15 protein-coding genes and 2 CRISPR repeat arrays (2 of these 17 running past the window's edge) are annotated in these 20,663 nt (G+C 38.3%); all 15 genes read right to left on the bottom strand.

The features are described from left to right. A CRISPR array of direct repeats spans positions 1-5,875; the repeat unit is 37 nt; unit sequence GTTTCAATCCCTAGGAAGGGATTAGGTTTATTGAAAC; it reaches 2,852 nt to the left of the window's first position. 230 nt (positions 5,876-6,105) lie between these two features. After that, positions 6,106-6,378 carry a CRISPR-associated endonuclease Cas2 gene (gene cas2 / locus PCC7418_RS03485; protein ID WP_015224791.1) on the bottom strand — a complete coding sequence of 91 codons (273 nt, stop codon included), beginning with the start codon at positions 6,376-6,378 and terminating at the stop codon, positions 6,106-6,108. A gap of 29 nt (positions 6,379-6,407) precedes the next feature. Further along, positions 6,408-7,412, bottom strand: coding sequence for a type I-D CRISPR-associated endonuclease Cas1d (gene cas1d / locus PCC7418_RS03480; RefSeq protein ID WP_015224790.1), 1,005 nt, complete (start codon positions 7,410-7,412; stop codon positions 6,408-6,410). Between the two features lie 2 nt (positions 7,413-7,414). Then, entirely contained in the window at positions 7,415-8,002 is a 588-nt protein-coding gene (cas4, locus tag PCC7418_RS03475; RefSeq protein WP_015224789.1) for a CRISPR-associated protein Cas4, read from the bottom strand. Between the two features lie 4 nt (positions 8,003-8,006). Further along, positions 8,007-8,822: a CRISPR-associated endoribonuclease Cas6 gene (cas6, locus tag PCC7418_RS03470; RefSeq protein WP_015224788.1), complete on the bottom strand. Its 816-nt coding sequence runs from the start codon at positions 8,820-8,822 to the stop codon at positions 8,007-8,009. A 463-nt stretch (positions 8,823-9,285) separates the two neighbouring features. After that, the gene (locus tag PCC7418_RS03465) at positions 9,286-9,888 is read right to left on the bottom strand and encodes a hypothetical protein (protein ID WP_015224787.1); all 603 of its coding nucleotides are present in this window, start codon (positions 9,886-9,888) and stop codon (positions 9,286-9,288) included. Positions 9,889-9,890: 2 nt separating this feature from the next. Next, entirely contained in the window at positions 9,891-10,928 is a 1,038-nt protein-coding gene (locus PCC7418_RS03460) for an RAMP superfamily CRISPR-associated protein (protein ID WP_015224786.1), read from the bottom strand. A gap of 77 nt (positions 10,929-11,005) precedes the next feature. Further along, the gene (locus PCC7418_RS03455; RefSeq protein ID WP_015224785.1) at positions 11,006-11,437 is read right to left on the bottom strand and encodes a hypothetical protein; all 432 of its coding nucleotides are present in this window, start codon (positions 11,435-11,437) and stop codon (positions 11,006-11,008) included. Between the two features lie 2 nt (positions 11,438-11,439). Beyond that, positions 11,440-12,405 (bottom strand): RAMP superfamily CRISPR-associated protein, encoded by a 966-nt coding sequence (locus PCC7418_RS03450; protein WP_015224784.1) that lies wholly within the window; start codon positions 12,403-12,405, stop codon positions 11,440-11,442. 9 nt (positions 12,406-12,414) lie between these two features. After that, on the bottom strand, positions 12,415-13,035 hold the full coding sequence (locus tag PCC7418_RS03445) for a hypothetical protein (protein ID WP_015224783.1): 621 nt from the start codon (positions 13,033-13,035) through the stop codon (positions 12,415-12,417). 80 nt (positions 13,036-13,115) lie between these two features. Further along, entirely contained in the window at positions 13,116-13,958 is an 843-nt protein-coding gene (gene csx7, locus PCC7418_RS03440) for a CRISPR-associated RAMP protein Csx7 (protein ID WP_015224782.1), read from the bottom strand. A gap of 66 nt (positions 13,959-14,024) precedes the next feature. Continuing rightward, complete coding sequence (locus tag PCC7418_RS03435; protein ID WP_015224781.1) at positions 14,025-15,173, bottom strand: putative CRISPR-associated protein; 1,149 nt, start codon at positions 15,171-15,173, stop codon at positions 14,025-14,027. Positions 15,174-15,302: 129 nt separating this feature from the next. Then, positions 15,303-15,719 (bottom strand): hypothetical protein, encoded by a 417-nt coding sequence (locus PCC7418_RS03430; protein ID WP_015224780.1) that lies wholly within the window; start codon positions 15,717-15,719, stop codon positions 15,303-15,305. Next, positions 15,716-16,921 carry a CRISPR-associated RAMP protein Csx10 gene (csx10, locus tag PCC7418_RS03425; protein WP_015224779.1) on the bottom strand — a complete coding sequence of 402 codons (1,206 nt, stop codon included), beginning with the start codon at positions 16,919-16,921 and terminating at the stop codon, positions 15,716-15,718. Before csx10 ends, PCC7418_RS03430 begins: the two co-directional genes overlap by 4 nt. A 2-nt stretch (positions 16,922-16,923) precedes the next feature. After that, a complete protein-coding gene (locus tag PCC7418_RS03420; RefSeq protein ID WP_015224778.1) occupies positions 16,924-17,583 on the bottom strand; it encodes an RAMP superfamily CRISPR-associated protein in 660 nt (219 codons plus the stop codon). Beyond that, on the bottom strand, positions 17,580-19,814 hold the full coding sequence (cas10, locus tag PCC7418_RS03415) for a type III-B CRISPR-associated protein Cas10/Cmr2 (protein WP_015224777.1): 2,235 nt from the start codon (positions 19,812-19,814) through the stop codon (positions 17,580-17,582). Before cas10 ends, PCC7418_RS03420 begins: the two co-directional genes overlap by 4 nt. Positions 19,815-20,351: 537 nt before the next feature. After that, positions 20,352-20,663: a CRISPR direct-repeat array (repeat unit 37 nt; unit sequence GTTTCAATAAACCTAATCCCTTCCTAGGGATTGAAAC); it runs 2,579 nt beyond the window's last position.

Genomic DNA, 20,663 nt, shown 5'->3' with positions numbered 1-20,663 from the left:
TGATGGTCTTTTAGAAGATGTTAAGTTTCAATCCCTAGGAAGGGATTAGGTTTATTGAAACTGCTTAGCGAAGGTAAAACAAAAGTAAAATTAGGTTTCAATCCCTAGGAAGGGATTAGGTTTATTGAAACTTAAGATTATCTTATTTAGAACCAACAAAAAATCGTTTCAATCCCTAGGAAGGGATTAGGTTTATTGAAACTATTGATTTTTATGAAAAAAATAATCAATAATTAAGTTTCAATCCCTAGGAAGGGATTAGGTTTATTGAAACTTTTGGTGCTACCGTCATTATTTTGTTCTGTTGTGTTTCAATCCCTAGGAAGGGATTAGGTTTATTGAAACACTTCCCTCGTTGTATGAATTTTGAGTATTTTAAGGTTTCAATCCCTAGGAAGGGATTAGGTTTATTGAAACGACAATTGTATTGTCGGGGCGTTTGGAAAATTAAGTTTCAATCCCTAGGAAGGGATTAGGTTTATTGAAACCGAGAAATGCTCTTTTCAATGGGATTTACGACCACGCAGTTTCAATCCCTAGGAAGGGATTAGGTTTATTGAAACTTTTTGCGATTGTGGCTCACGGGAAGCCCGTTGAAGGTTTCAATCCCTAGGAAGGGATTAGGTTTATTGAAACCCCAAGGCAATAATCCTAACCAATCATTCATTTCAGTTTCAATCCCTAGGAAGGGATTAGGTTTATTGAAACTGGGAAAAAGTATATGGCATTATTACAACAGACACAGAGGTTTCAATCCCTAGGAAGGGATTAGGTTTATTGAAACACTTTATCTGTAGCATGAATTTCAGATTCTAAAGAGTTTCAATCCCTAGGAAGGGATTAGGTTTATTGAAACGATTGACGAATATTTAAAAAAACAAGAATCTTAGTTTCAATCCCTAGGAAGGGATTAGGTTTATTGAAACCTGCGGTTTCTGTAGAAATGTTAAATGATTTATTAGTTTCAATCCCTAGGAAGGGATTAGGTTTATTGAAACCAAAAATTGGTATAGTCTGGCGTTCCAGCATCGCGGTTTCAATCCCTAGGAAGGGATTAGGTTTATTGAAACCTTTTATTCTGTTGATTATTTTGTGTCATAATTAGTGTTTCAATCCCTAGGAAGGGATTAGGTTTATTGAAACCCTCCTATAATCCCCCTGTTAATTGGGATTATCAAGTTTCAATCCCTAGGAAGGGATTAGGTTTATTGAAACTGCAGTTGAGATTTTACTAGGAGCACACCGAATTTTGTTTCAATCCCTAGGAAGGGATTAGGTTTATTGAAACCAGCCATATCAAAAAATATTGATATACACAAAAGAGTTTCAATCCCTAGGAAGGGATTAGGTTTATTGAAACTTTTCATCAGGTGCTGGTGCTGAAATATACCCAGTTTCAATCCCTAGGAAGGGATTAGGTTTATTGAAACTTCAAATATGATTTAAGGAATAAAAATGATTCACATCGTTTCAATCCCTAGGAAGGGATTAGGTTTATTGAAACAAACATTTGTGTCTTTTTGCGGGAAATATGGGAAGTTTCAATCCCTAGGAAGGGATTAGGTTTATTGAAACTGTGTTATAAACGATGCGTTTTATAAGTATGTTTCAATCCCTAGGAAGGGATTAGGTTTATTGAAACGATACACTGATCGACAAGTTAATGAAGTTTACAAAGTTTCAATCCCTAGGAAGGGATTAGGTTTATTGAAACCATAAAGGAAAAACAGAGAATGTGGCTCATGTAGAGTTTCAATCCCTAGGAAGGGATTAGGTTTATTGAAACTATTGTGGCAATTTTTCTCTCACAAAATAATTGCTAGTTTCAATCCCTAGGAAGGGATTAGGTTTATTGAAACTTTTGAATCGCAAGTTTAGCGTCTTTGATTGAATTAGTTTCAATCCCTAGGAAGGGATTAGGTTTATTGAAACTTCGTTTATCATTGGTGGAATTGATTATTTTCCAGTTTCAATCCCTAGGAAGGGATTAGGTTTATTGAAACATTAGCTTTTACAATTGCCTGATTCATTGTGATTTGTTTCAATCCCTAGGAAGGGATTAGGTTTATTGAAACTCTTTAGAAGAATTAACTATTGTGCCAGTAGTATATTGTGATTTGTTTCAATCCCTAGGAAGGGATTAGGTTTATTGAAACGTGGTAATAGTGCCAATACTAGTGACCATATCATTGTTTCAATCCCTAGGAAGGGATTAGGTTTATTGAAACATGAATTCATTATACTCTCCTTTATACCAAAAGGAGTTTCAATCCCTAGGAAGGGATTAGGTTTATTGAAACTGAATTTGCCCACAACCACTAATGGCAGCACTAATGTTTCAATCCCTAGGAAGGGATTAGGTTTATTGAAACTGTAGAGGCTGATGCTTGAGTTTGAATGGGATGAAGGGAGTTTCAATCCCTAGGAAGGGATTAGGTTTATTGAAACGAATGGCAATAACAGAAAACTGACTTTATATGCAGTTTCAATCCCTAGGAAGGGATTAGGTTTATTGAAACTGATGTTTTTTCTGGGGCTGAAATTATTGCGACGACTGGGTTTCAATCCCTAGGAAGGGATTAGGTTTATTGAAACAAAATCAATCGAGACCAGTTTCTTGATGTATGCGCGTTTCAATCCCTAGGAAGGGATTAGGTTTATTGAAACACTGTCTTATTACGAAACAGGGGAAAATTCTTATAGAACGTTTCAATCCCTAGGAAGGGATTAGGTTTATTGAAACAATACTTTAGAATAATCGTTCCCAAGTTTTGCTTTGTTTCAATCCCTAGGAAGGGATTAGGTTTATTGAAACCCGAAATTCACTATCAATCGAGTGTGTACCATACAATTTCGGTTTCAATCCCTAGGAAGGGATTAGGTTTATTGAAACAATTAATGGTTCATCATCATGTAAATATGATAAGTTTCAATCCCTAGGAAGGGATTAGGTTTATTGAAACAATCCTGAAATAATTTGTTCTTTAATTAAATTAGTTTCAATCCCTAGGAAGGGATTAGGTTTATTGAAACATTCTTTACTCATGGCTAAAATTCCCTCATAGTCATGTTTCAATCCCTAGGAAGGGATTAGGTTTATTGAAACGCATTCTGTTGATGAGTTAATCGAAAATCAATCCTATGTTTCAATCCCTAGGAAGGGATTAGGTTTATTGAAACATTGAAAAATGTTTAATTCAATCAAAGATGCAAGTTTCAATCCCTAGGAAGGGATTAGGTTTATTGAAACACGTTAGATTTAATGCTTCGTGCATTCTTAATCCCGTTTCAATCCCTAGGAAGGGATTAGGTTTATTGAAACTGTTGCCGATGTGGTTGAAGATTACCGAAGAATGCAGGAGGTTTCAATCCCTAGGAAGGGATTAGGTTTATTGAAACTCGCTCAAAGAACGCTTCAAACCAAAAATACCGTTGTTTCAATCCCTAGGAAGGGATTAGGTTTATTGAAACTTCGTTATCTAGGGAAACTCATTTACTCCTCGATGAAAGTTTCAATCCCTAGGAAGGGATTAGGTTTATTGAAACTCGGGCTTCTCCTTTCTTCCTGCTTTGTACTCAGGAAGTTTCAATCCCTAGGAAGGGATTAGGTTTATTGAAACCGGATTGAACATACCGCCATCAGTGATAGTCTGAGTTTCAATCCCTAGGAAGGGATTAGGTTTATTGAAACTGGTTATCTTGTATTTTTCAGCTAAGGAATGTTTATGTTTCAATCCCTAGGAAGGGATTAGGTTTATTGAAACACGGTTCTCAAGACAATAAAACCCAGTAAAGATAAGTTTCAATCCCTAGGAAGGGATTAGGTTTATTGAAACTTTGTGTGATTTCTTAATCACATTTATAAATATGTTTCAATCCCTAGGAAGGGATTAGGTTTATTGAAACGTCGTTGGGGAAGACCCAGAGAGGGATAAACATTGTGAAGAGTTTCAATCCCTAGGAAGGGATTAGGTTTATTGAAACTTTTGAGGGAAATTATGTCAGAAAACCCGAATAATAGTTTCAATCCCTAGGAAGGGATTAGGTTTATTGAAACACTGCCCATACTTTTCTAGATTCAAATCATCAACGTTTCAATCCCTAGGAAGGGATTAGGTTTATTGAAACGAAGCAGGCAAGATTGGCGCTGGGGCTTTATGCTGTTTCAATCCCTAGGAAGGGATTAGGTTTATTGAAACACGATAAGCTGCGAAGTTACGCGCTGCATAGTCTCCAGTTTGTTTCAATCCCTAGGAAGGGATTAGGTTTATTGAAACAAAACTCTCCTGGAGGGATAAATATTAATTCTTTTGTTTCAATCCCTAGGAAGGGATTAGGTTTATTGAAACTCGCGGTTGTTCATCCACCAGTCAAGCCAAAGAGGTTTCAATCCCTAGGAAGGGATTAGGTTTATTGAAACAGGGGAGTATTTAGAGAATCATCTCGACCAATTGAGTTTCAATCCCTAGGAAGGGATTAGGTTTATTGAAACAAAATTGTAGAGCCATGGTAGAATAGAGCTTCCTAATTCGTTTCAATCCCTAGGAAGGGATTAGGTTTATTGAAACATAATTGGAAGCTGATTTCTTAATGATTTGAAGATGTTTCAATCCCTAGGAAGGGATTAGGTTTATTGAAACAGTCGTGCTATCATTGACTAGAAGGTCAACATCGCGTTTCAATCCCTAGGAAGGGATTAGGTTTATTGAAACTAGCGATGAGGGTGACTTTCAATTGATAGAAAATGTTTCAATCCCTAGGAAGGGATTAGGTTTATTGAAACCCCATTAACCGTTCAGAATCTACTAGAGCATTAAAGTTTCAATCCCTAGGAAGGGATTAGGTTTATTGAAACTACCAGTTGCTTAATTTCTGTCTTTTTTACTGCTACGTTTCAATCCCTAGGAAGGGATTAGGTTTATTGAAACTCTCAAGACCCAGAGGTAAACAATCTCTTACAAGAAATCCGTTTCAATCCCTAGGAAGGGATTAGGTTTATTGAAACCTGTTTATCCATTAATTTTCCTTAAATATGTAGGGTTTCAATCCCTAGGAAGGGATTAGGTTTATTGAAACATTGGAGATTATCAGCCTATGTTTTTAAGGATCATGTGTTTCAATCCCTAGGAAGGGATTAGGTTTATTGAAACATTAAATCAGGTAGAAAATGGTAGCACACTGGTAGAGTTTCAATCCCTAGGAAGGGATTAGGTTTATTGAAACATGGATGCGGTAGGCTGCGAAAACTGGCTATCTGAAGTTTCAATCCCTAGGAAGGGATTAGGTTTATTGAAACCATTCATTCCACCACCACATTCACACTTTGCAGCGCGAGTTTCAATCCCTAGGAAGGGATTAGGTTTATTGAAACTCCTATTGTCGCTTTCACTTTATGGCAAGATTCTAGTTTCAATCCCTAGGAAGGGATTAGGTTTATTGAAACATTATTATTCTCCTCTGTATTGTTTTTCTCTATTTGTTTCAATCCCTAGGAAGGGATTAGGTTTATTGAAACAAATTCCCATCTCTAACTGCTTTCTTAATCATGGGATGTTTCAATCCCTAGGAAGGGATTAGGTTTATTGAAACAAATATCGGGATTTCTGATAAGATAAAAGGCAAGTTTCAATCCCTAGGAAGGGATTAGGTTTATTGAAACTAGGGGAGTATTTAGAGAATCATCTCGACCAATTGAGTTTCAATCCCTAGGAAGGGATTAGGTTTATTGAAACATTTAATTTCTCAATTTCGCTATCTTCGTGGGTTGAGTTTCAATCCCTAGGAAGGGATTAGGTTTATTGAAACGTAAGAAACCATCTCTTAAGATTCAAGATGTTAGTTTCAATCCCTAGGAAGGGATTAGGTTTATTGAAACCGCAGGCCTTGAGAACCGTTGTCATATTTAGTTTTCAAAGTCCAGTTGCGCGAATCTGAAATAATCATAGCAAATGCGATCAGAAAAAACAACCCCAAATCGCTAAAACCGTTACTGTGACAGGTGCGCGATAGGTTAGGGGCGAGTCGAGGCTGAAAGCCAGAGTGAAAGCGCGATCGCGCTAATGCGGAATCAGTTCACATTACACAGCACCCCCGTCGCGCAATTCTCTAAGCAAAGAAAATTGTATTATCCCGCAATTCCTCCCCGCCAATGCGTTCCACTTTCCCCTGACAACACTGACAGAGGAAATAGAAACGAATGCTATCGGTTTCGGCTTTAATCAGTTTACTCAACCGATCGCGCAACTTCGCGTATTGGGCTTTAGTTAATTCACATTCAAAGATGCTGTATTGCATCCACTGTCCGTAAGATTTCAGGATCTTATGGATTTTGGTGCGACGTTTATCGTCAGAGATATCGTAACAAATGACAACATACATAGTTTTTAGTCATTAGTCCTTCGTCATCCTTACTTGATAAGGAGTGGTGGGTATTTGTCGGTTTCTCCCATCAAATATTTAGCAACTAACCGTGCTTGAATTTCAAAGGCTTCTTGATAAGTACACTTCCGTTTGAGAACTGGATGCTTAAAGGATGACTGCTTTTTCTCTTCATAAGACCGCAGGAAAGTTTTTAAGCCTTCTTTCGTTAAAGAAACTGCCTTACTAATCGGTTCAGTTTCAAAATCATCTACCGCTAATTGTTGCTTATTGATCATTTTTAAGACAAGCGCATCAACTACTAAAGGACGGAATTCTTCCATTAAATCTAATGCTAAAGCAGGTCTTCCATAGTGTTCGACATGAAGATAACCTAAATACGGATCAAACCCGACAATATTAACTGCGCTTTGAATATCATGGCGCAACAGGGAATAGCCTAAACTCAGTAAAGAATTAATCGGATCAGTGGGAGGGCGACGACGGCGGGCTTGAAAAGTAAATTCAGAGTTGGTGATCAGTTGTTGGAATGTGCCAAAATAAACAGCACTTCCTCTCCCTTCTAATCCTCTTAAACTATCAATATTTTCCGTGTTTGCAATGGGCTTAATCGCTTGTTCTAGATGGAGAATTTCTTGATCGAAGTTGAGTTGAGAGGAGTCTCTAACTCTACGCTGTAAAAGGTGACGATAATTTTTCAGTTTTCCGCGAACAAAACTTTGCACTAAATGAATCGCTTGCGGGGTATTTTCTGCTGCTGACCATTGCGCTTTTCGTACAAAAATATTTTTCGTAAATTCGGGTTCAAGACGACCTAAATAACGTCCAGTATGAGTGAGAAAGGTTAAGGGAATATGACGCTGTAATAACTCATTCACGACCATGGGAGAAATCGTAGCACGCCCGAGAATGACGATTCCTTCTAGTTTTAAGAGAGGAACATCAAGGAGTTTTTTCTGATCGGCTTTAACGGTTAACCGTTCGTCGGTTTTGCCAATAAATGCGTCTTCTTGAGTAATGTAAGCGGTTCCCATAATTAGAATTCCTCTTGATATTTGTTGACTTTTTTTGCTGCTTGGGGGAGACAATGAGAATAAAGACTACAGCCTTTACAACGAGGACTATAAACAGCTTGCGGTCTTGTTCCTTTTTCGAGTTGGGTTTGAATGGCTTCAATGGTGTCAAGGGTCATTTTCCGAAGCGTTGAATCTAAGGAAACTTCTTGACGGCGATGGGAACTGGCATAATAAAGATAGCCGATACTAATGTTTTGTTTGGTCATTTCTTCGAGACATAGTGCTTGGGCGCAAACTTGCAGTTCATCGTTATCCCATTCTCCTCGTTTTCCGCGCTTATATTCTACGGGATAAATCTCTCCAGAATTAGATTCGATGAGGTCTGCTTTTCCAATCAGTTGATAGGTTTCTGACTTTAACCAAATAGCGCGAACTTGATAAATTTCTTGGTCAATTGCTTCCGATAAATTATGAACGCGATCATGAAGAGATGTTCCTTCGATCGTATATTCATTATCGACAAAATCTCCAGCACAACTCATCCGCCACCAGCGATGAGGACAATAACTATATTGGTTTAAGGATGCAATGGAAATATAATCAGACATGGTTTTAAATCCTCCTAATCATACCGAAGCCCATGGTATTTTTTCTGCCAATTCCTGAGTAAAGGGCAAAGTCAGCAAGGGTATTTAATTGTTTAATCTGTAGGGGATCAATGTCTCCAAAGACGCGATAACTAATTTCGCCGACACAGCCAATTAATTTACTGCGAGAATCAGATATAATGACCGTTTTGATATTAAAATAACTAGGGAAGATCTGGTCAAGGGGAAGTTGAGAAAATTCAATTCCACTGTATTTATTCCAGCGTTTCCAAAGGCTATTAAAAACTAATTCTGCTGTGGGAAGGGCGGTATCTTGTTTTCCTTGACGAAAGGACACGGGGGTTGCCAAAGTAAACTTAAAGGTAGTTTCCGTTTCACTCGCGTCCTCATAAAGTTCAGGATATAAACAACTGTTTCCCCACGGCTGTTGAGAATGGGATGTTCCTTGAATACTATTAATGTTTAAATCTGCTGATCCAAGATGCCAAGATTGTTGAGTATTGAGATTTAACCAAAGTTGGGTGAGTTGACTAAATAACTCATCATCTAACAGAGAAATACGCCACCAGCAGGGAGTTCCTTTTTTGATTGCAGTTTTATGTTCCCACTGCAATTGATGCGAGTAACGTTTGGGATAATTCAGTTGTAAGGGAGATAGGGTAAAAGGTTTGTTGGATTGAGAAGAATGAAGACGATCCCCTAAATCTTGATCCACTTTACTAACAAGGGTTAGAAATAAAGCATGAAGATGCCGTCCACAGAGATAATTCGGAGAAATCGGAGAAATTGGGGTGAGGTTTAGAATCAAGCTATAAGGCATGATAGAGATCTCGCATTGTTTAAGACTACGGGGTGGCGTGTGGTGTTTTTTTCGTCCATATCTATAACTGTAATCTCTCTCAGTGACGAATGCCCACTGTTTATACTTACAAAATATACGGACAATTGCAAGAAATCCCGTGATGAAAGGTGAATTTGACCGATGGGGAGGATTAGCTGGAGTTTAATCAGAGAGAGGATTTTGCTTTCCTTGTCTTGATTGATACGGTAAAATTTAAATCAATTGTAAATTTAATTAAATAAATGTTTCCAATTACATATCGCAATTCCATAAGAATTGTAAATTAACCCCCCTTCGCCACCCTTTCTAAGGCGGGGTCGTTTCATTCACAGCTATCCGTTAATACAGGTTTTAGTGATTTGACTATGAATTAATTCTCATCGGAATGAATCGAAATGATTTTAAGGGTTAACACATTTAATTTTTTTGATTTTTCCCTCTTCTAAGCGAGTAATTTCCACGTTAACTTTTTGTCCTTCTGATAATAATTTAATTTTTTGGGTTCTTTTTGGGCTAACCTTTGTGTCGTTGCTGTAATTTCATAGGTGACTTTATTCCCTTTGTTAAAGCCGACAACAGTTGCTTCTATTATTTGTCCTTCCTTAAATTCTAGAGAAGCAGAAGCCTGTTCAATTTCTGCTTGACGTTCTGATTGTTTTGATTCATTGATAGCTTGCAATTCTTCCAATGACGTTTTTTTATAATATCGCATCAGCCGAGTCGTCCAACCGAGAATTTCTAACATCAATTGAGGCTGATCTTGATAATCTATGAGATGCTTATTACAGGTAGTTTCTATGGCGCGGTAATAAATTGGAGTTTGCTTGCTATGTCCAAATTGATCTGCTTTCTTTGCAAGGGTTTTTAGATATTGAAAAAAACTTTCTCCTAACTTCGGTTTAGATTTAAATTTACGGAGATATTCGAGGATTTTTTTGACCTCATTGTGATCAGTTTTTTCTGAAACCAAATCTCGCGCGATCGCGTGGGCAATATCCCATTCATGATCACTTAAGCTAACTGTTTCTTGAATTGTTGTCTCCATAATTAATACATTCCTGATGGCGCTTCTCTGTCAGTAGGATAGGTAAGGACTTGTTGTAATTCTTGCAGTTGTTGCTGTTGAATCAGCTTTGTTTGATGGGCTTTCTGAATCGCTTCCGTGATAAAATTTTCTAGAGCATCTCCCGTTAAGGGTTCAGAAGTGGGAGTATAAGATAAGCAGCGATCGCGCACATTTTCAGGACAATCCATTTCGATAATTTCTGTCGTTAAAGTCCCCATCCCTATCGGCTTACCACCGCCAATTTTGAGGGCAAAAGGATAGTTTTTATTATATCCCAGAACCGTAAATAAAGTTCCTAACTCTTCTTGCTTGAGGTTACAGAAACGTATTTTAGTGGTAAAAATAGAATTTTGAGTAATGTTTTGAACGGGAATCCCTCTTGATTCTTTTTCCTCTACCACTTCCTTCGCATGATAATAAAACTTACGTCCTGCATATTTTCCATCTTTGTAGTACGCTGATCTTTTATCAGAGGGAGAATATAATGATGGCATAGAGCCTGTTGTTACCTTTTGTGTGGGAATTTCTGTTAGAATTGCATCTTGAAACCAGAGTAATCCTTGCCATCCCATTGCGCCGAAAACTTGGCAAGCTGGACAGAGTTGGCTAATGTTTTTTTCATTCTTTTTATACTCACATTCTTGATAATATTTTGGAATTTTATTGTTGTTTCTTTTTCCTCTATGATTACATAAACAACTGCGTGTCATGGCTTCGTAAGTCGCACGAATTGTTCCTTTGAGAGAACTTCCTGGAATCACTAACTGATTATTCGATTCGACGGCTAATTTAACCAGAGGGAGATTACGGGTTTGCGAGGATAAATCACTCCCCATTGCAACCACACCAGAAGCAATAAAACTACTGGTTTTGACGTTTAAACGGAGAGAAATGCGACCATGAAATCGGTCATCTCTTAACTTTTTATGTCCTACGGGTTGCTTGCGATTCGGGGATTGGGAAGGGAGAGAAACCAGTTGGTAAGGTTTCGGAGAATTGGGTTGTTTTGGACGGTTCATGATTATTTTTTTTAATACGATTTGTAAAAGTCTGGTTATATTTTATCCCCCCTAAACCCCCTTTGAAAGGGGGGAATTTAGATCAAAGTCAAGGCGATAAAATGAATGGTTGCTGTTTCTGCATCAAGAAAATAACGTTGGGTAAGATTATCTGGTTTTTCTCCTTTAATTTTATTGGGAAAGCGAGTTTCATTTGCCCGCAATACTGCGTTTAATTCCCGAATTTGCCAGTTTCCCTTAAGAGGTAAAAATTCTGTACTGAAATCAGTTCGACTCAATAACAATAGCTTAAACTGATTGCTTTTCCATTGCCAACGAAGTTCTTTTTCTTGATCAAAGAGTTGTCCTTCTGGCGGAATAGAATCAGGATTGGGTAATGTCTGAATAAACCCACTGACTTGATGAGTCCAACGTAGAAAATAATAACTGTTCTCTGTTTCTAGTTGGGTTAATAGTGTTTTTAGTTCTGTTTCTTGACAGGCTTTTGTCCCAACAAATGCAGACATCATAGTTAGGTTTTACTCCTTTGAGGTTCTACAAATCGCTTCCAAGCGGTTACAGCCCGCATCAACAAAGTTTTAACAGCTTCTTCACCCGAAAAGGTTAGTTTTACACCAAAGTTTAAGTCCATTGCTTCTCCTCGAATCGGAATCTCGACTTGTTCTGTTTTAGCTTCAGGAAACCCATATTCCTGACTTTCTTTCGGAGATAAAAATGCGCTCACTCCTAATAACTGATTTAATGACCAGGTTTGATCGCGACCAAAGAAGTGCATTTGGTTATTTTCTACAATGCAACTAGGATATGTGATCATCCCTTGCTTGAGTTTAACGCTAACTTCTCCTAAACCGCGAGATTTTCCAAAACCAAGACTAAACCAGCCTTCATTTAAGTCTCTTAAAACTAACCCGATCAGTCCTAATTGAGGTAGGGTAAAATTCTTTAAGTGAATTTTGGTTTTAAATTCGCCTTCGGTGCAAACTTGATAATTAAAGGGACTAAATGCAACAGAACCAAAAACGCGATCAATCGCAACGCCATTGCGTTCTTCGATGCGAATGGGGATTTCTTCAACAGGATAAGCATCTTCAATTCTAAACCGACTGGCAACATAAGTATTGCCAAATATTTGTTCAGTAAATGACGATTTTTTATAGATTGTTTTGCTATTTCCTTTTACTTTTTCTAAATATTCATAGTTATCATGAATCGGATCATTTGCCCATAGTCGATAATCATTCTCTGGTTTTCTTTCCTCGCCTATTGTTCGTATAATCCGTTCTGAATGAGCGCGAATTGCCCCTTTTAAGCTACTTCCTGGAAGATAAATGGTTCGTTTTCCCTGATGATTGGTTTCGATAAATTCCATATCGGGTTTTGTCGGATCAGCACCCTCTTTCCCAGACTTTATTAAGAGAGGAGTTTCGGGTTTAAGAGTCAATTCAATGGTGCAATGGTTTAAGTATCGTTTGTGCATGGGATTATCTTAGGTTGTCACTAGATTTTCTAATTGAGTTTCGCATTGCTTAAAAATATAGTTGATGACAGCAAAGAGTTGATCTAATTCTTGAATGTTGTAAAAGTTTTTATTCTGAGTGAATGTTTCCCCAGCTAATTTCGCAAACTGCCAGATTTTGCCATTAGAAACAATGCCATAAATAATCAGTTGTGAGTCGTGATTTAACCGTTGGGCGGTAATCATTTCGGCGAGACATTGTCCCCAGCCTTCATCAAATTTATCTTGTTTTGCTTCTACTAAAATAAAATAGGGTTGGTCAAAAACAACTTTTCCCAGTGGGGAACGTTTGGCTAAAATATATTCAGGAAACCCCGATAAGTTCTCATCATAATTGAACGACTGGTGACTCCAGAGAAGAAAATGGCGACGATACTGTTTCCACACTTCCTTTAAGATGGGATAGATTAAGTTTTCACAAATTGCTGATTCTGAGTTATCGATAATTCCGTCTGCTTGAATTAAGTTTAAGTCGTCTCGGAAATAGTCTGGAATATTAAAGGGGAGTTCTTGGATAAAATTCGCTTCTGTGTAGAGGATTTGAAATGCTTTAACGGTTTGCCCAAGGCTTTTATATTGACTAAAAGACATTTTAGTTTAGTGTTCCTGATGTTAACTGTTTGATTAAGCTATCAAATTTTATTGTGGTGGGCATTACCCACCCTACTTTTTTAGACTTTTTGGGCTATTTTCTGGTTGAGATGTTCAATTAATTTGTTCACCCACTCCTCTTGATATGGGTGAGCATTTTCATAGATACTTTCATCATATTGAATTTGCTTTTGAAGATACTCTAAGAGTTTACTGGGATTATTTTCTGAGTCAAACCAGTTCATTTTTTCAATATCTAATCTGACAATTCCTAAACCGCGCGATCGCGCACCTCCTAAAGGGATTTGTTCGGTTTCAAATTGATGTAACCCTAACATTAATAATCCTAGTTCCCATTGTTCCGCATTTTCAACAATCGCTTTCAAGAAAAATGGAGTGCCTGCGGGAACCACTTGAAAGTCATATAATTTGCCATCAGAAGCAGTTTCGGTGTCGCGATCGATGCACACGCCGTCTCTTTCTTCATATTGTCCAAACCAATAATCTGGCATCACCGTTAAGTCTCGCACTTGAAATTTACTGGCTAACCAAGGAGAACCAAATAAATGGGAAATGAGGTCAGTTTGTTCTAGAATTTGATCGGTCAAAGCGCGATCATTATTTTGATATTCTTCCTTCAAATCTCTCATTTCACTAGCAGTGATCGACCACTCATTCGCATCAGCAGGATTAGCCACTAAGGCGCGATCATCGCCTAAAATACCTCGTAAAAAACTTTCTAAGCGCGATCGTAGTGCGCCCTTAAAACTACTCCCTGGAATAAAAGGGCGTTTTAAGGCATCTTTCATCACGGGTAAATCTGATCCAATCGGTTCAGTGGAACGTCCTTCGCTAATGCGTAAAGCAGTAACCGTATTGAGAGTACCTGTGATTTCTAGACGATTTTTAAAAGTATCAAACATAATTATAAATAACAAAGTAAAAGTAAAAAACAATCAGAATAACAGATAAGTCAAAGACGATAGCCTTTAATCTTTTAGTTCTTTCTTTTGAACGTAGTCATGAGTTCCATAGTGATATAAGGTAATCCCGCCACCATTTTTTCTCTGACAGCTAATGCGCCAGCCTTTACTAACTCGAAAATGGTCAATTCCTTTAGTTCCTTCATAAGGATCGTATTGAATGGATTGATTTTGAAATAGAACACTGGTATCTCCTTGAGATTCTTTCAACAAGTAAGATACTCTTGCTAACTGTTCTTGAAGTTGAAAGCATTCTTGAGTTTGACGAATTTGTTTATAATCTCTTCGGAAAGAATCTGCATATTCTAGCCATGGAAATGAAAGCAATTCTCCGCTAAGCAGTGTTTCTTTGCATTCATTCCACACCAAGCGTCCCCAAGTAGATAAAATTTTCCGATTGTCACATTCTCCTATTAAGGCTTCGGGAATATCTTGGGTTTCTTGTGAGGATAAACCATTTCCTCCTACATCCATAAAAACCAGTTGAAGGGTATGGGGTCTTAATCCTTCAATATCTACCTGAATTGGTAAACGGGGAATTGTAATAACGTCCGATCCTTCCCCCTCAAAAATATAAACTACTTCATGAGCATAAAACATACCAATAGTATTCAAATATCCTTGCAAGGCTTTAAAGCTACCTACTAAGTTAAATATGATGCGATAGTTTTCTTGAAAGTTAGGCGCAATCTCTTTTTGCAACCATACAATCAACTCATCAATCCCTTCTGAAAACTGGATCGTACTTGCTGTATTTAGTCCTGTTGGAATATAGGTATTTACATTAACGATACCTTCATTTATTAGAAAATTCTTAACTAAATCAGCAGCGACTCTTCCTTGTGCTGTATCAGTTGCAACTAAAAAATGAGTATCCTGCTTTCCGTAACTCAGAAAATTTTCGTAAAGACCAAATAATCCATTTAATTCAGCACTAGCGCGACGAATTTTTTCAAAATTTTTCTCTCGTAGTTTTTCTTGAGCTCTTTTTTCTAGAGTTTTGATAATTTCTTGAACTTCAAAACTGAGTTGTTCCCAAGCTAGGTTAGCCATATCTCGTAATTTTGAATACCACAGTTTTTCAGAAGGATTATTGCGATCAATTTGGTTGGTTAGAAGGCTAGTTCCAACAGTAGAAATAATACAGCGATACATGATTTAACTCCTCTTAATAAGTTGTATGACACAGATTACATATTAATTATTTTCAGCAATTGTGGAGGGTATTTCAGTTAGTAATATCCTCGTAAACTGAGGATTCAAGTAGTTTTCACAGTTTCCTCCTCACTGAGATGATCCAGCTTGCAAATATTTCAAATAACGTGCACCATATCCCAAATAACGACGGATTAATTCTAACCAAATGGGTTTCAGTTTTTCATCGGCTGTTTCTTGTGCAATCTTTTCTGCATTTTGCTTTAGTTTATTATCAATATCTTGAATAATTTTTTCTGCGAGAGACCCTTTGCCTTTTCCCCACTTTGTATCTCTCCCCACTTGATAACGGAGAAAATTTTTAATCACTTCTGGACTATCTGTTGTTTGAGAGACCCGCACTAAATTCCGAAATTGCGAATCTTCTAAATTACCATATGATGTCTGATCTAATGCGGTTTGAATGGCAATAACAAGGTCATCTTCTGCTTGCCGAATTTTTTCCTGTATGGTTAATTCAACTTTTTGATCTTCCACTGAGTTCATTTTGCTTCCTCCCGAAACACTCCATGAAAAGGACTACAAATTTGCACTTGACCAAACCCTTCATAAGTTCGTTCCCCGATTCCTCTGTTTTCTAAGTTTTCTAATTCCTGTTCCCAACTGTCTGGTTGAGTGGTACTAAATAAATAAACTCCTCCTCGATTTGTTACTAATTCCATATCTTTCATCAATCCCCACGCACTATTCCAGCCTGACCGATAATCATAACTGGTATAAGCAGTATGGAGTTTTAAGCTATCATCTTTAATTCCAGTTTCTTCCTGCAACATTGCTGGTGTTAGCAAGGTTGTTTTGCGCCATTGATCAGTTAGAATTACCTCTGATTGTAGGTTGAGAGTAAAATAAGCGGGTTGTAATTGTTTTGAAGTGTTACCCAATAAAGTTCCCCATTTTTGCCAACGGGTTTGTAAGGCTTGATTAAAGTTTTGCAGACGAGAAGAAACCGAAGATGCTTCTTCTGTCACTGTTGCTTCGATATTAACTTTTCCCAGTCCTCGGGAGGCTGCACTCCCCAAGCGAAACCGTTGCGGATTACGATTGATATAGTCTGCAATGGCTTGGGTTAGGGTTTCATCGCCAACGAGAATCTTTCCCTGATACACAGAAGGCTGAGTCTCGCCTCTGGTTTCATTCAACACTTCCAAACTGTAGAGAATATCTTCTTCAGCGACACCGCGACGACGGTTAATCCCCGTTCGCATGAGGAGTCGTTTAGAAACGCTGTGGGTTTGGTAGTTACCATTTTCGACGGTGTAAAAGCCAGAAAACGGTTCGACTCTTCCTGTATCTTTTGGACAGTTGGGGTCATAGGGATGTTGGTAAAATTCCGCACAAAAGCGATCCATGAGGGTATCAAAAACCCCATTTCCTCTAGGGTGAAATCCAGGATTGGTTTTAGAACTAACAGCAGTTGCTGGAATCACTGAACTGATCTGATGATTTGGAGAAGGATAAGCATTCTGAAAAATGGCACAAGTGTTGTCTAGAAATAGCTGTTGAAAGTCTCCGCCGTTTTGACTTAAATCTTCGTTTTGATAGCCCGTTTGTTGTAAAATTTGTTGCGCGATCGCGCCTCGAATTACAGATCCTGGAATATAGTCTTCCGCTTCATTAATCATTCCGATTTTCCTGCATCCAATAGCAAGGGGAGATTTTGCAGTGATTCTTAATACAATTGTTTTCATGGTTAATTCTCCCGAAAAATTAACTTTTCCCAAGCCTCATCAGTTATCGCCAGTTCTCCTGTTTTCCAACGCAACCAACCCAGTCCAGTTGATTTACTTCCTCCTAAAGCAGCAATCTGTTTGAGGGCACTCAGAACTAAAATTTTTCCAGCTTCCGAACAATCAGAGAGAAAAGTAATCTCTCCCTTAAATTCCAGTTCCGTATTCATCGGTGAAGTTTCTAAAAAGTACAATTTCTGATCTTCACTTACCCCACGGCGACGATTAATTGTGACTCCAGGACGAATAGTTTCAAGTAATTGTAAGTCTGTCTCGCACACTAAATCATCAAAAATAATTTTTGAGGAAACTGTGGGATTGCCAAATAATTGACAAATTAAACAATGAGAGTCTCCCCCATTTTGAGGACACATTAAATTGGGATCAGGAGGATGACAAATCGACCACTCTAACCCTCTCGCTAATTTCTCACATTCATGGCGAACTCTACCTTTCAATTGTGAGGCTGGAATATATAATTTCCCTGCTGCGGTGCGAACAATTGGTTGATCCGCAAGGGAACCAGATGATCCGCCACTACCCACACAAAGGGCAGTTTCAAGAGTCGCTGTTACCGATAGAATGTCAACAGGAATGGCAGGTAATTGTTGCAGGCTAATCATAACTTTGATGTAGATAAAGAAGACGGTTGCACTGATTGAACAAAGGGATAAAAATCAATCAAATCATTCCAAATAGTTTCATAAATTCCTTGCTGACTATCAAACATCCAAGGGGCTAAATTGCCATTATTAGTTTTGGCTTGACACCAAGGCTGTTCAAACTTGTCTCTCAGAAGCTGTTGATTGTTTTGTTCTGATAAGCGCACAGCAAAATAGCGGTAATTCAGCATTGAAATCTTTTTTCCTTGGGCTAAAAAAGAACGAATTTGATAGAGTTGAGAACGGGGGAACTCTGCTTTTTGAAAGGCTTGAATGGTGGCAATGAGTCCGCCTAATTCATGCAGGGTATAAGGCGTTGCGTACAAGTGTCGTTTTTGATCTTGAGTTTGCAGCGCATTGTCTCGAAAGTCTGGGATATTCGAGGAAATCATGTTGACCGATTTTAAGGCAAGAATATCAACGGTTCCGCCATAATAGTGATAATGCTGTTTCAAATCCTTAGCCCGTTTTTTGGCTAATTTTAATAGCTGATTGGCTAGGTTTTGCGCGTAGTAAATCGGCGTTTTATAACCAAGGGTTAACACTCCAATGGACATACTTAATTCACATTGAGAAGGGGTTGCAGCCTCTGGGGAATAGCGGTGTGCTGAAACAGAGTTAGGATCAGGTTCGATAGTGTAGCGACCTTTTTTGACTAGAATTTCTTCAAGCTTTTCCCCAATAGTTTTCGCAATTTCTAATGCTTTATTAGCAGGAACAATGAGTAAAACATCATCACCACCAATGGTAATAATTTCAAAGGGATGCACCCATTTTTCTGCCCGATATTTTGATTCTGGTTTCTTCAGTGTTCCCAGTTGATGCGGGCTTAAATGTTGCGCTAGGGCGTAATAAACCGATTGTTCCGTGGCTTCAAAAATATCATTGCTGAATTGTTGATAGGCTTCTGGGGTGCGGATTTTTTGAATATATCTGCCCATATTATTGCCATCGGCGTAAATAAAAGAAATAAAGTCATTACTCGCGTTGGCAATTTCTTCTAAATTTCGGGCTTCAGTAATCTCATCAGGATTACAATCTTGATAATAACTTTGAAAATAATCACTCCTTTCTAAAAATGTTTCAAACTTTTTGACCCAACTTTCCACTTCTCCAGGTTGCCAATCTAAACCTAATTTGTCATACCATTCTAGGTTAGAATTATCACGTTTAGCCTGTTGTCCAGTGACATATTTTCGGGCGGTTGGTTCGGAAAAATAAGGCTCGCTGGCTAATGTCGTCACTTGAGTCATTGCGGAAGCGCGATCGCTGCTATCTCGAACTAAATAAGGATGGGTTTCTAACATAGGCGGATAACAACGACTAGGACGAGTTTCGTGCCGATTTCCACTCCGTCGTTGATTAAACAAACTGGTTAGTTTCCCCACTAACTCATTAAAACTTTTGCGGTTATAAAAATTTTGTTTGAGATCAGTTTTCTCGTCAACTTTTCCGTAATAACTCTCAATAATTGGATCGTGATAATATTGCTGATACCAATTGAGCCAAAGGGTATTTTCGGGAGGGGTTTGTAATAAACCAAAACGGAGTTCTAACAAGCGAAAGGTATCCCCAACAGCGCAACTATTTGCCGTTAAGGTTTCTGTTGTATAACGCTTTTCAATAGCATTGGCTAAATCATCCACATACGCAGCAGGACAAAAGGCAAGGATATTTCCGCCTGTGGAATAAATGATTAATTCTGGAATCAAGACATCAAGCAGTTGCGGATAGTTTTCTGTTTTTCCCAGCCACGATCGCGCACGATAAAAGTCTTTTTCTGACCCTTCCTCATTCTGATTAAAGAAAGCGGGAAAATCAACTAAATTAATCCGATCTAAAATGGCTGATGCACCGCGAATTTCTGTTAAATTCGGGGAGGAGAAAACATAGCCTTTAATTTTAGTTGCCCCACCATAAATCAAACCAATCGGTGTTTTGTTATGCCAGAGTTGAGGATATTGCTCTCTAATTTCCGTTAACGTTTCAGGGGGATTCTCATCAGGAATCCCTTGCAAAGCATCCACTAAGTCTAATGTCGGCTGTAAGGAAGCTGGGATGTCGTCGGGCTTTTCTTGCATCATCCCCCTTCGCATCTGTTTTAAGGCTGCTAACTCAACTGCTGGCTCAATTTTGTCTCCCCATCTGAGACACCAAGCAAGAGCAATTTTAATCTTATGTTCTGGAGTCATGATCTTCTACTGTCATCGGACTTTTTGGGCTGGAAAAAGATACCTAATCTGCTGAATGAATCTGAAACACCTAAATCTAGGCTGATGAGACCTCTCCAAATTCTGCAATTCATGTTATAGATGAGATTTTTCACGATGATTTATTTAGATCAATCTATAAATACTCGTGATTAGTTAGCCTCCATGATAAGAGATCACTCAGAGTTTCCGCAGACTTAGAAAAAAAAGTTAAAACTTTAGCTCTGAACTCTGGAAACGGTAATTGATGATACGCTTGGAAATGAAGTCCGTTAAATTCTTTGCTTAGAGAATTGCGCGACGGGGGTGCTGTGTAATGTGAACTGATTCCGCATTAGCTACAATGCCTATTGAATCTGGGGTTGAGCTTTTACAAAGCAAAAACCATTCGCGCACCTGTCAGGGTAAGGGTTTTAGCGATTTGGGGTTGTTTTTTCTGATCGCATTTGCTATGATTATCTTAGATTCGCGCAACTGGACTTTGAAAACTCAATATGACAAGGGTTCTCAAGGCCTGCGGTTTCAATAAACCTAATCCCTTCCTAGGGATTGAAACGAAAGCACGCCACAAAAGGACTGTGTTTCCGTTAGTTTCAATAAACCTAATCCCTTCCTAGGGATTGAAACATGAGTATGCAGATGCCTTTTTTAATAAGATTTGTTTCAATAAACCTAATCCCTTCCTAGGGATTGAAACTCATTTTTATCAGGCTTAGCTTGCCCTTTTACGGTTTCAATAAACCTAATCCCTTCCTAGGGATTGAAACTGAATTAAACGCCCTTGCTTAGTTTGTTTTAATTGTTTCAATAAACCTAATCCCTTCCTAGGGA

It is taken from the genome of Halothece sp. PCC 7418 (assembly GCF_000317635.1).
GTDB lineage: Bacteria > Cyanobacteriota > Cyanobacteriia > Cyanobacteriales > Rubidibacteraceae > Halothece.
This window is presented reverse-complemented; position numbering and strand designations above follow the sequence as displayed.